We start from the raw sequence: 11,916 nt of genomic DNA, 5'->3' as shown, positions 1-11,916 counted from the left end.
GCGGCGTCGGCGCACAGGCCGAAGGCGGCGCTAAAGCGGGCCACACCCTGAGCGTATTTGCGTGAATCGTGATCAAACGGCACGTCGGGCTTGCCAATGCCCAGAGCCTGAGTGAACGCACGGGCGGCGTTGCCGAAGATCAGGCCGGCGTGGCCAAAGAACGCATCATCGAACGCGTCGATGTCATCGTTGTCTTTGGCCGCCAGCTCTTTCAGCACATAGGGATGGCAGCGTATTGCACCCTGACCAAAGATCATCAGGCTGCGGGTCATGATGTTGGCGCCTTCCACGGTGATGGATACCGCCGCCCCACTGAAGCCAATACCGAGGTAGTTGCGGGGCCCCAGGGTCACCGTTTTTCCGCCGTGTACGTCCATCGCATCGGTCAGCACCGCACGCTGCATTTCGGTCAGGTGGTATTTCAGGATGGCCGAAGGCACGGCCGGCTTTTCGCCTTTGTCGATCAGGTTCGCCGTCTGGTTGACGGCGGACTGGGCGATGTAAGTCTGGGCTGCGATGCGAGCCAGGGGCTCCTGCACGCCTTCCATATCCGCCACAGGTGTATTGAACTGGCGGCGAACTCGGGTGAAGCCGCCAGCGGTACCCACGGAGTAGGCTGCCGCACCAGCTGCGCCGGATGGCAGAGTAATACAACGCCCCACGGACAGGCACTCAACCAGCATGCGCCAGCCCTGCCCCGCCATTTCCTGGCCACCGATGATGTAATCCAGCGGAATGAACACGTCGGTGCCCTTGATGGGGCCGTTCATGAATGGCGTGCCGATGGGACAATGCCGGCGGCCGATTTCCATACCCTTGGTATTGCGGGGAATCAGCGCACAGGTAATGCCGTAATCCTTGGTGTCGCCCAGCAGTCCGTCCGGGTCGAACATGCGGAAGGCGAGCCCAACCACAGTGGCAACCGGCGCCAGGGTAATCCAGCGCTTCTCGAAGTTGAGGCGCAGACCCAGCACTTCCTTGCCCTCGAATTCGCCCTTGCAGACCACACCGGTATCCGGCAGCGAGGTGGCGTCGGAGCCAGCGCGGGGACCGGTCAGGCCAAAGCAGGGAATTTCTCGGCCATCCGCCAGCCGGGGCAGATAGTGGTTCTTCTGTTCGTCGGTGCCGTACTTGACCAGCAGCTCACCCGGGCCGAGGGAGTTGGGCACGCCCACCGTGACCATCAGCATTTCGTTGGCCGCCAGCTTCTGCAACACCGCTGTCTGTGCCTTGGCGGAGAAGTGCAGGCCGCCGTATTCCTCGGGAATGATCATGCCGAAGAATTTCTCTTTCTTGAGGAACTCCCACAAATCCGCCGGCAGATCAGCACGTTCCACGGCCAGGTCCCAGGCGTTGCACATGGAAATGGCCTGGGTGCACTGGTTATCCACAAAGGCCTGCTCTTTCTCAGACAGGCCCGTGTTGCGGTTGATCAGCAGGCTGTGCCAATCAGGCCGTCCGGTAAACAGCTCGCCATCCCAACTGACGGTCCCCGCTTCCAGGGCCACTTTTTCGGTATCGGACACCTTGGGCGCCACTTTCTTGAACATGGCGAAGACCCGTGGGGTCAGCCAGCTCCGGCGAAATCCCGGCAGGCCTGCAGCGGCAGTAACGGCGGCGCCGATGAACAGGATGAGCGCGAGTAGACCCGACGCCAGAAACAGTGAAAGCAGACCTGTTACCACCATCACCCCGATAGCGGGTTTGGCACCGGATTCCTTGCGCATCACAACAAGAAGGCCGGTAACAGCAGCAAGAAACAGTATGAAAGTCATCGTGGATACTCTCTGTCGTCCGTGGTTTTGAATGTCAAAAACTACATTCTGTTACGTTCAACCTACCTGATCAGATGAATTCTGACCAGCAACTGGTTCACCATCAGGCAGTTACAATAACGCGAATGCCTTCCAGGGACAGGCTGGCCTGCCCCAGTAATGTCTCTGCGGCACCCAACTGTTTACGGAAGAAGTCGATTTCGTCGTTCCGAATGGTCGGATTGACCTTCTTCATCGCCTCAAGACGCTGGATTTCCGGCCCGAACACGTCTCTGACCTGAGCCAGGGCCGACGTTTTCAGGGGCTCCAGATGCGGCTCGGCCAGGCGTTCGGCATGATCGACCATGGTTTCCACCTGCGGGCGAATCTGCGGCACGATGGCCTGGGCGGTCCGTCTGCGAATGTTCGAGCACATATCGTTGAGGCGGTCGTGAGGCAGGGTTGCCGACAAGTCACGCCCGTTCACATCCACCAGCAACCTCAACGGCGAGACCGGCAGGTAGCGGGACAACTGCAGCGATTCAGGCGCCGGGCAATGTACGGCATACAGGGCCTCCAGCAACAGGGTGCCAGGTGGCAGCGCCTTGACCGTCATACTGGCCAGAGCTGCCTTACCCAGCCCGGAACTGGTGACCGATTCCATGATGCCGGTTACCAGCGGATGCTCCCAGCTCATGAAGGCCATGTCTTCACGTTCAAGGGCCTGCTGACGACTCCAGGTAACGGTCAGGCCGTCTTCCGGCAGTTCGGTCACGTGTCCGGCCTGGTATTGCTCTCCCGGCCTCAACACGTCGGCATGCTCGGAATGATCCTCGACATCAACGCCGAGGATATCGCAGGCCTCGATCATATAGTCACGGAGCTGGGCAGATTCTTCCTCGGACTCGATCTGGCTGGTCAACGCCTCTGCCACGTCCGGACGGCAGGAGTTAAGCTCGATGAGTGCGTCGCGACCGTTGCGCAACAACGCACGCAGGCGCTCGGCCTCGGCAAGGGAGGCATCCACCAGTGCCGGCAGATCGTCCGTCGCACCCTCAATCACGGCTCGCCACTGCGCGGCCACGTGATCGTGCACAGCGACACCCACGGAGCAACTTTCGTTGAACGCGTTCAAGCCGTCCTCAAACCAACGGTACTGGACCTCCTGGGCCGTTCCCTGCAGGTAGGGAATATGGATGTCGATGGTGTCGGTCTGGCCAATCCGGTCGAGCCGGCCGATGCGCTGTTCCAGCAAATCCGGGTTGGCGGGCAGGTCGAACAGGATCAGGTGATGGGCGAACTGGAAATTGCGCCCCTCACTGCCGATTTCCGAGCAGATCAGCGCCTGGGCGCCCTGTTCGGTGTCGGCGAAGTAGGCTGCGGCCCGGTCGCGCTCGATCAGGCTCAGGTGTTCATGGAAGGCGGCGCTACGGATACCGGCACGCAGCTGCAGATAGTGTTCCAGGGCCATGGCGGTCGAAGCGTGGGCACAGATCACCACCACCTTGGCCGGCTTCAGGCCTGTCAGGGTCTTCTCCAGCCAGGCGACACGGGGATCGTCCGCCAGCCATTGTTCTTCGTCCACGGCCGTTTCGGGCGTTAACCCGGCAACGCCCTGGCAAACATCTTCTTGCCGGTAGAGTTCCGGGCAGGGTAACGCAACCGGTAGCGGATGGCGCTCCGGGAATCCCTTGATGGCGGCGCGGGTGTTCCGGAACAGCACCCGACCGGTACCGTGACGATCCAGCAAGGCGTCCACCACAGCCTGCGCCGGTTCCTGGGACGCCATCAACTCTTCAAGCTCATCACCCAGCCAGCCCTTGAGGGCCTTCCGGTCCGCGTCGGAGAGAGCGGTTATGCCTTGCTCTCGGATATGGGAAACCACCCCATTGATCACTTCGTACTGCTTTTCCTCTTCCCGGAAGGTCTCCAGATTGTGAAAACGTGCCGGGTCCAGTAATCTCAGGCGGGCAAAATGGCTGGCCACCCCCACCTGCTCCGGGGTTGCGGTCAACAGCAGCAAGCCATTGCTGGCGTCTGAAAGCTGCTCGACCAGCCGATATTCAGGGCTTGCCACCTCCGGGCTCCAGGCCAGGTGATGGGCCTCGTCCACCACCATCAGGTCCCAACCAGCGGCAACGGCATCCGCCTGAGCCTGTTCGCTGGTCATCAGGAAATCCAGGCTGCACAGTGCAAGCTGTTCACTCTCGAACGGATTTTCATCGGCATCGGTCAGGTCGTCACCCTCTTCCGACAACCCCTCCAGATCTTCCATGGCCTCATACCGGCTGCGATCAATGATCGAGAATCGCAGATGGAACCGCCGCAGCATTTCCACCAACCACTGATGCATCAACGAATCCGGCACCACGATCAGCACGCGACGGGCACGGCTGGTATGCAACTGATAATGAAGAATCAGGCCGGCCTCAATGGTTTTGCCCAACCCCACTTCGTCTGCTAACAGAACCCGAGGGGCATAGCGCTTGGCCACTTCGTGAGCGATATAGATCTGGTGTGGCAGGTGCTGCGTGCGCGCACCGATCAGGCCCTGGGCCGAGGATGCCCGTAACCGGTCCAAATGTTGCGCGGTGGCCATCCGCAGGCGAAACGCACCGTTGCGATCAAACTGGCCGGCAAACAGCCGCTGGTGGGGGGCTGAAAAGTCCACAGAACTGCTGAGTTTTACCTCGGAGACCTGGATCAGGTTTTCCCCGACATCATCGGCGTGATACATCAGAACGCCGCCAATATCCTCCACAGCCCTCACGGTATAGCGTTCGCCGTCGAAGGTTTCGATAGTCTCGCCAATCTGGTAGATGATCCTCGACAGCGGTGCATTGTCGATGGCGTAGGTGCGCTCCTCGTCCGCCGCCGGGAAACCCAGCGTCACACGGCGGCCTGAGATATCCGTGACAATACCAAGGCCAAGCGCGGTATCGCTGTGGCTAACCCAGCGCTGACCAATTACAAATTCCGATGTATCCAAGAAACCTCCGACAGATTTAACTCACCGTAACTGCTTTATACGTCTGTGTTCGTGGGGCCGTTCTCACGCACCCAATAGGCTGTGGCACCACAAACCGCGGCCGGCACCACCACCAGATTCAACACTGGCACCATGGCCGCCAATGCCACCGGCAGGCCAAACCCGAGGGCCGACAGGCGGGTATCACCCAGCAGGCGCCTCAAGGCCGGGAAACTGACCCTATGGTTGTCCGCCGGGTAGTCCACGTACTGCAGCGACATCATCCAGCAATTGAAGACAAACCACAGTACCGCAGCCACCAGGTTGACCACCGGGATAACACCGATGATGAAAAGGCCAATGGCCCGGGGCAGGTAGTAGAGGATTTTCTGCACCTCCCGCCAGAGAGAACGGGGGATGTCCCTTATAATCTGGCTCCAACCGTCATCGGTGCTGACCACCTGACCGGTCAGGTGCTTTTCCGTCAATTCCGCCAGGTAACCGTAAAAGGGCGAGCCGATCAGGTTCGCCAGGATCACGAACCCGTAAGCCAACATCAACAGGATGACGACGCCGTAGAGAATCCAGAACAGCCAGTCGAGGCTTTGCAGCCACGCCCAATCCGGTAACCAGCTCATGGCTGCGGCAATCATCGCTGTAAAGAGTTCAGCCAGAAAGTAGAACAGGAGGCCGAATAACAGAATGTTAATAACCAGGGGGATAACAACAAACAATCTCAGTCCGGGCTGCCGTATCAGCCGGAATCCTTCTCCAAGGTAACCCAGGCCGCGGAAAAAATTACCTTTCAACATACCTCGCAGCACCTCAGCTTCGATGACAGTGATGGGGCGCAAAGCATATCATGTTGCAAACTCCACCACAGCCCGACGGTGACCATGGCATTCCTGAGGCAACGCATTCTGATTCTGCTCGAGTATCAGCCTTTTTGGCGGGCGATGCTGGTTCTTTCGGCCGCCGCCTTCATCTACCTTGCAACCACCAGCCAACCCTACCCGATTCCCTCGGCAGCCAGCGACAAGGTCAATCACCTGCTGGCGTTCTTCCAGTTGACGGTGGTTACCCGGCTGGCTTGGCCGAGCTTGGGGAAACTGTGGATTGTCATTGGCCTGCTGGTATTCGGGCTGAGCATTGAGCTTGTCCAGGCCCAGCTTCCCTACCGGACCTTTGCCATTGCCGATATTCTCGCCGACGCTGCGGGCATTGCTATCGGGTTACTGCCATGTCCCGGATTTATAAGACCACACCCGCAAAACGACCGGGCCATCGCTCAGGTTGACAGCCGTCAATAAAATACCTTGCAGCGGACTTGAGACATCAACTCGCATCCGTGTGAGACATTTCCTACAAACACGTAAGATCTTGCTGCGACATAACGTAGGCTTCCCTGACCGGAGCATCCGCCGACATCTCAATTAACTGAAATTAAAGAACTTATAATTGAATCCCTGCCAACATAGTCGCTTTGGCGTGCACAGTTCACATGTTTGTAAAACTGCGATTGGTATAGTGATCACATCAAGGATGACAGGGAAACGGACGACGCACTGGATGCACCCCGGCAATTGGATGCAGGGAGAAGCAGGGACACAGGGATGGCTCGCTTAAGGGAGACCTCTTCGGATTGCCGGCTCGGACGCCGGCACCAGGGACTGGCAAGGGAAACCGGCAACAGGGTAGTTGCCAACAGCGCAGGGACGCGATACCTGTTCCGAGAAAGGGTAACCGAAAGGTTGCCCTTTTTTTTCGTCCGCTCTCAGGCCATCGAGCCCTGCCCTGCCAGGTACACCCGTACCCGATTAAACTCCTCAAACTCATTCAGGTCGGGCCAGGTGCGGCCTTCGATCACTTCCTGTTGCCGGTAGTGATCGTCACCCAGGTTCCGCAAGCGGGAATCCGCCAGTATCACCAAAGGCGCGGCGCGCCTGAACTCGGACAGCAGCGGGCGATTTTCCGGGTCATACAACACGTCCGCGGCGGTCACAACGTCCACATCTCTCGGTTGCGTTGCCCAATCGTCACTCAGGGTCACCGACACGTCATTTAACCTGGCGTTCGCCGCGGCCGCGTCCAGTGCAGCCTGGTCGATATCGCAGGCAATGGCCTCCCTCGCCCCGGCCATGGCGGCAGCGATGGCAACCACCCCGGAACCGGATCCAAAATCCAGCACCTTTTTGCCCTTCACCAGGTGTGGATGTGCCAGGATATAGGACGCCAGTACCTGTCCACTGGCCCAGCAAAACGACCAGTACGCCGGCTCAGCAACCACCGCCTGCGCCTCTTCGTGGCTCAACGGGCCTTCCAGTACCCCTGGGTCGAACAGGTAGAGGAAGATGTCGGGGCAACCCGCCGGGGCTGTTACGGCAACCTGCCCTCGGCTGAGGGTTTTCCGAAGATGTTGATCCAGAATGTCGGGGGTCATGGTTACTCCGGGACACAGGCCTGATACGGCACGCATTGTAGCGGCAGCGGCGCGGTGGTACACCTGCAGGCGAGCAAAAAAACAGCATGTTCGTTATACTGCTGCCTCATTTCCCGCACGAATCCGAACCTGCCATGCCGTCCAGACCCGATACCAGTGACTATCTCTCCCTGTTCCTGAACGACGTTCCGCTCATGGACGTAAGGGCCCCGATCGAGTTCAGCAAGGGCAGCTTCCCGAATGCGATCAATGCCCCCCTGATGAACGACGAGGAACGCCACAGGGTGGGCATCTGCTACAAGGAAAAAGGTCAGGACAAGGCTATTGAACTGGGTCACCAACTGGTTTCAGGGGACCTAAAGGCGCAGCGTATCGAAGCCTGGAAGCGGTTTACGGCCACCAATCCGCAGGGCTACCTGTTCTGTTTTCGCGGCGGCCTGCGTTCGCGGCTGACCCAACAGTGGATCAAAGACTCCGGTATCGAGTTTCCGCTCATTCAGGGTGGCTACAAGGCCATGCGTCGCTTCCTGATCGACAGCCTGGAAGCCCTCACTGCATCGTCCGAGTTCGTTGTTCTCAGCGGACGCACCGGTACCGGCAAAACCCGCGTGCTGAATCAATTGCCCAACCCTGTTGACCTTGAAGGGTTGGCAAACCATCGTGGCTCCAGCTTCGGCCGTCAGGTGACGCCCCAACCGGCACAGATTGATTTCGAAAACCGCCTGGCTGTTGCCATGCTCAAGGCCCATCATCACGTCGGCGGGGCGGTGTACCTGGAAGATGAAAGCAGACTGGTGGGTCGGTGCGCCCTGCCGGAAAGTCTCAGGAACCGAATGGCAGCAGCCCCTTTAATGGTCCTGGATCAACCGATCGAGGAGCGAGTACGAATTATCCGCGAAGACTATGTTGACCAGATGACGGCCGACTACGTGGAGCGTGACGGCACAGAAGCAGGCTGGCTCAACTTTCGCGACTACCTTCTCAGCGCCCTCGACAGAATCCGCAAACGCCTCGGCGGTGAGCGCCATCGCCGACTGCGGCTGATGATGGAAAATGCCCTCGACCGCCAACACCAAACCGGAGAAACCGGTGCGCATCATGAATGGATCGAGGCACTGTTGCAGGACTACTACGACCCCATGTATGACTATCAGCTTAGCCAGAAGCAGGGCCGCGTTGTTGTGAAGGGGGGGCCGGAAACCATCATCGGGTGGGCCAGTCGTTGATTTACAACGTATAGCGCTTCCACGCAATCCGGACACGCATGTTGTACGTTTGCCACAAACCTCTGCTATAACAAAATGCAGGCAAATCTCAATTGAACAGCCGTTGTCCCTGTCAGATTTCAACCAACAAGCCACTACTACTGAACAAGGAGTCACTGAATGGAAGATCTTCTGGGAACCGACATTAATGCCTCAGAGCTATGGGACCAGGCACTCTCGTTGGTCATGACCTACGCCCCCAAGGTCGTCCTGGCTATCATCACGCTGGTACTCGGCCTCTGGCTGATCAATCGTTGTATCGGTGTTCTCGATAAAAAGCTGGGGGCGAAAGACCCGACACTTAACAAATTCCTGTGTGGCCTGATAAGCGCCATCTTGAAGGTCATGTTGCTGATCTCCGTGGCGTCGATGATCGGCATCGCAACTACGTCCTTCATCGCAGTCATTGGTGCCGCCGGCCTCGCCATTGGCCTAGCGCTCCAGGGCAGCCTGGCCAACTTTGCCGGCGGTGTGCTGATTCTGATCTTCAAGCCGTTCAAGGTCGGTGACACCATCGAAGCCCAAGGTTACCTGGGCGCCGTCGCTGAGATCCAGATTCTCTACACGGTAGTGAACACCTTTGACAACCGCCGTATCGTTATCCCCAACGGCAGCCTGTCCAACGCCACCCTGGTAAACGTCAGCATCTACGACAAGCGCCGCTGCGACATGACCTTCGGCATTCACTACGACGACGACATCGACAAGGCCAAGGCCATCCTCCAGCGCCTGTTCGACGAAGACGAGCGTTCGCTGCAGGACCCAGCACCGCGTATTTGCGTGGGCAGCCTGGGTGATAATTCCGTTAACCTGATGTTCCGAGCCTGGGTCGCCACCGATGACCTCTGGCCGTACTACTGGGACATGCACGAAAAAGTGAAGAAGGCGTTCGACGCCGAAGGGATCACCATTCCGTTCCCACAGCGGGATGTGCATGTCTACAACAAATCAGAGTGATTGGTATCTCATTAACACACACTGTTACTCGCATTCTGAACAGCCTCAACTAAGCTGACCAGTAATGGCGATGAAGTTGCATCAGCGGCTTCATCGCCAACCACCGGGGCCGGGGCAATTGAAACCACCGGTTCCAGTACCGCTGTCATTGCTGGTAGGAGGTTGTCACTATGCCGGTACAGCAGTTGAAGGAATACCTCGATCAGGCAGGCGTGGAGTACATGTGCCTGTCTCACCCCCCTGCGTTCACCGCCCAGCAACTCGCCCACCATGTCAAAATCGCCGGCGACCGGGTCGTGAAAACCGTCATTATCGAGCTGGATGGCAAAATGGCCATGCTGGTCATGCCCGCTACCTGGCGTATCCGCTGGGACCGACTGACCCACATCCTCGATACCGATTTTGTCGACCTTGCGGACGAACAGGAATTCCAGGACCGCTTCCCCGAGTGCGAAGTGGGCGCCATGCCACCGTTCGGCAACCTGTTCGATATGTCCGTGTATTGCGCAGAGGCGCTGACCCGGCAACCGGAACTCGCCTTTGCCGCTGGCAGCCACACCGAATCCATCCACATGAAGACGTCAGATTTTCTGGAACTGGTGCATCCGATGGTGTTGGAGCAGGGATTTGTAAAACCAGGCGCGCAAAAGCCAGCCTGGCTCAAGGGCCGCGCCCGCAGGGCTGAGTCCCTGACCGGCAGCGCCACCGCTAACCTGGCCGGTTACTGACACCCAAATCCGGCCCAGGCTTGATCCGGACGGCTTGTCTGGATGCGTCCATCGCGTAAACTGGGCGTATCAGACAGGAACCCGTTATGACTCAAGCCTTTGATATTGTGATTGTCGGTGCCGGCATGGTCGGTGCTGCCCTCGCGACCGGACTTGGCCGCAGTGGCTTCCGCGTGGCCCTGGTTGACCGTGGCTCCGCCCCTGAATTCGATCCCTCACTGCCTCCGGACATCCGCGTATCAGCCCTGAGCGCCGGCAGTGAGCGCTACCTCAACGATCTTGACGTCTGGCCCGGCATGCTCGCCATGCGTGCCACACCCTACGCCCGCCTGGCGGTATGGGACGAGACCCGCCACCCACTCAGCAACCTGCTGCCGCGCAAGGTCGCCGATGTGGTGTTTGACGCCAGCAACCTGTCCGCCCGACACCTGGGGCATATCGTTGAGAATCGCATTACCCAGCAGGCGTTGTGGAACAGCGCCGCGGCTCTGAACTCGGTCTCCCTGTTTCCCGACAACGCCGTCAGTCACCTCGAAAACGGCGACCACCACGCGGCTGTGACCCTGGAGGACGGCACCGAACTCGAGTGCCAGTTGGTGGTAGGCGCCGATGGCGCAGCATCCGGCGTCCGGGAACTGGCGGGCATCGGCGTAACCAAGGATCAGTACCAGCAACAGGCGATGGTCATTTCGGTTCGCTACCAGGGCCCAGTGGAAGACATCACCTGGCAGGGCTTCTACCCATCCGGCCCCCGCGCCTTCCTGCCGCTGCATGCCGCTGGCAATGGCGAAAGCTGGGCGTCTCTGGTGTGGTATGACTCGCCGGAGCAACTAGCGCACCTGAAATCGCTGGACAACCGGGCATTGATGGCGGAAATACAGAACGCCTTCCCGCCGGAATTGCCACTGCTGACGCACATTGAAGCCAAAGCCAGCTTCCCGATTGCCCGCCAGCACGCCAAAACCTATGTGAACAATCGTGTCGTGCTGGTAGGCGACGCCGCCCACACCATCAACCCGCTGGCCGGCCAGGGCGTCAACCTGGGTTTCCAGGACGCCCACTGCCTGCAGACCGTCATCCGCGAGGCCAAACGCGCCGGCTGCGACCTGGCCGATCCGGAGTGGCTGACCAAATACGAGCAACAACGCCGCCCGGCCAACCGCCGTATGATGATGGTGATGGATGTGTTCTATCACCTGTTCAGCAACCGCACGCCGCCGCTACACCTATTACGCAATCTGGGCCTGGGCGCCGCGAAAGCAATGCCATTTGCCAGAAACCGGGTGGCCAAATACGCTATGGGCATCGACGACGAACTGCCCCCGCTGATTCGCCAACTGGCGGAGCGGCTACCGGGTATGAAGCAACTCTAAGCCAATTCAAAATCCTCAACTCACCAACAGGGAACCATCATGGCGGAAACCATTTTCACCAAGATCATGAACCGGGAAATCCCGGCGGACATCGTTTACGAAGACGACATCAGCCTGGCATTCAAGGACATCAATCCACAGGCACCGGTACACCTGCTGATTATCCCGAAAAAGGAAATCGCAACGATCAACGATATGGAAGAAGCCGACCGCGAGCTGTTCGGCCATTTGTACTGGGTGGCAGCCAAGCTGGCGAAAGAGATGGGATTTGCGGACGACGGCTACCGAACGGTCATGAACTGCGGCGAAAACTCCGGGCAGACGGTGTTCCACATCCACCTGCACCTGCTGGCCGGCAAACCGCTCGGTTGGCCGCCCTATACCGATCGAATGAAGCAAGCCTGATTTTTGCCTGGGGGGAGGCAAGCGGG

The 11,916-nt window shown here is 59.0% G+C and carries 10 protein-coding genes; 6 read left to right on the top strand and 4 right to left on the bottom strand.

From position 1 onward, the window contains the following. The 3 genes from MDG893_RS19760 to cysZ all read right to left on the bottom strand — a co-directional run. The coding region (locus MDG893_RS19760) for an acyl-CoA dehydrogenase (protein WP_007155615.1) at positions 1-1,775 on the bottom strand (1,775 nt) is incomplete at its 3' end. Between the two features lie 103 nt (positions 1,776-1,878). Beyond that, a complete protein-coding gene (gene rapA, locus MDG893_RS19755; protein WP_007155614.1) occupies positions 1,879-4,743 on the bottom strand; it encodes an RNA polymerase-associated protein RapA in 2,865 nt (954 codons plus the stop codon). A 35-nt stretch (positions 4,744-4,778) separates the two neighbouring features. Continuing rightward, entirely contained in the window at positions 4,779-5,534 is a 756-nt protein-coding gene (gene cysZ, locus MDG893_RS19750; protein WP_007155613.1) for a sulfate transporter CysZ, read from the bottom strand. Between the two features lie 84 nt (positions 5,535-5,618). Here cysZ and MDG893_RS19745 point away from each other — a divergent pair, with 84 nt between their 5' ends. Continuing rightward, positions 5,619-6,032 (top strand): VanZ family protein, encoded by a 414-nt coding sequence (locus MDG893_RS19745; protein ID WP_007155612.1) that lies wholly within the window; start codon positions 5,619-5,621, stop codon positions 6,030-6,032. A gap of 464 nt (positions 6,033-6,496) precedes the next feature. Here MDG893_RS19745 and MDG893_RS19740 read toward each other — a convergent pair whose 3' ends face one another. Beyond that, complete coding sequence (locus tag MDG893_RS19740) at positions 6,497-7,162, bottom strand: 50S ribosomal protein L11 methyltransferase (protein WP_007155611.1); 666 nt, start codon at positions 7,160-7,162, stop codon at positions 6,497-6,499. A 134-nt stretch (positions 7,163-7,296) separates the two neighbouring features. Here MDG893_RS19740 and mnmH point away from each other — a divergent pair, with 134 nt between their 5' ends. From mnmH to MDG893_RS19715, 5 genes are all read left to right on the top strand, one after another. Next, the gene (gene mnmH / locus MDG893_RS19735) at positions 7,297-8,388 is read left to right on the top strand and encodes a tRNA 2-selenouridine(34) synthase MnmH (protein WP_040474822.1); all 1,092 of its coding nucleotides are present in this window, start codon (positions 7,297-7,299) and stop codon (positions 8,386-8,388) included. Positions 8,389-8,547: 159 nt separating this feature from the next. Continuing rightward, entirely contained in the window at positions 8,548-9,384 is an 837-nt protein-coding gene (locus tag MDG893_RS19730) for a mechanosensitive ion channel family protein (protein ID WP_007155609.1), read from the top strand. Positions 9,385-9,554: 170 nt separating this feature from the next. Further along, a complete protein-coding gene (locus MDG893_RS19725) occupies positions 9,555-10,112 on the top strand; it encodes an aminoacyl-tRNA deacylase (protein ID WP_007155608.1) in 558 nt (185 codons plus the stop codon). Positions 10,113-10,198: 86 nt separating this feature from the next. Beyond that, positions 10,199-11,485: an FAD-dependent monooxygenase gene (locus MDG893_RS19720; protein ID WP_007155607.1), complete on the top strand. Its 1,287-nt coding sequence runs from the start codon at positions 10,199-10,201 to the stop codon at positions 11,483-11,485. A 39-nt stretch (positions 11,486-11,524) separates the two neighbouring features. Further along, positions 11,525-11,890 (top strand): histidine triad nucleotide-binding protein, encoded by a 366-nt coding sequence (locus MDG893_RS19715; protein ID WP_007155606.1) that lies wholly within the window; start codon positions 11,525-11,527, stop codon positions 11,888-11,890. The last annotated feature ends 26 nt before the right edge of the window (positions 11,891-11,916 follow it).

The organism is Marinobacter algicola DG893 (assembly GCF_000170835.1).
GTDB classification, from domain to species: domain Bacteria; phylum Pseudomonadota; class Gammaproteobacteria; order Pseudomonadales; family Oleiphilaceae; genus Marinobacter; species Marinobacter algicola.
The sequence above is the reverse complement of the archived record's forward strand: the minus strand, read 5'-3'. Positions and strand labels throughout refer to the sequence as shown.

Excerpts from the sequence above, each read along its gene's own strand:
- cysZ (WP_007155613.1), bottom strand. The coding sequence starts at position 5,534 with ATGTTGAAAGGTAATTTTTTCCGCGGCCTGGGTTACCTTGGAGAAGGA.
- MDG893_RS19715 (WP_007155606.1), top strand. The coding sequence starts at position 11,525 with ATGGCGGAAACCATTTTCACCAAGATCATGAACCGGGAAATCCCGGCG.
- MDG893_RS19740 (WP_007155611.1), bottom strand. The coding sequence starts at position 7,162 with ATGACCCCCGACATTCTGGATCAACATCTTCGGAAAACCCTCAGCCGA.
- MDG893_RS19730 (WP_007155609.1), top strand. The coding sequence starts at position 8,548 with ATGGAAGATCTTCTGGGAACCGACATTAATGCCTCAGAGCTATGGGAC.
- MDG893_RS19745 (WP_007155612.1), top strand. The coding sequence starts at position 5,619 with ATGGCATTCCTGAGGCAACGCATTCTGATTCTGCTCGAGTATCAGCCT.
- mnmH (WP_040474822.1), top strand. The coding sequence starts at position 7,297 with ATGCCGTCCAGACCCGATACCAGTGACTATCTCTCCCTGTTCCTGAAC.
- MDG893_RS19720 (WP_007155607.1), top strand. The coding sequence starts at position 10,199 with ATGACTCAAGCCTTTGATATTGTGATTGTCGGTGCCGGCATGGTCGGT.
- MDG893_RS19725 (WP_007155608.1), top strand. The coding sequence starts at position 9,555 with ATGCCGGTACAGCAGTTGAAGGAATACCTCGATCAGGCAGGCGTGGAG.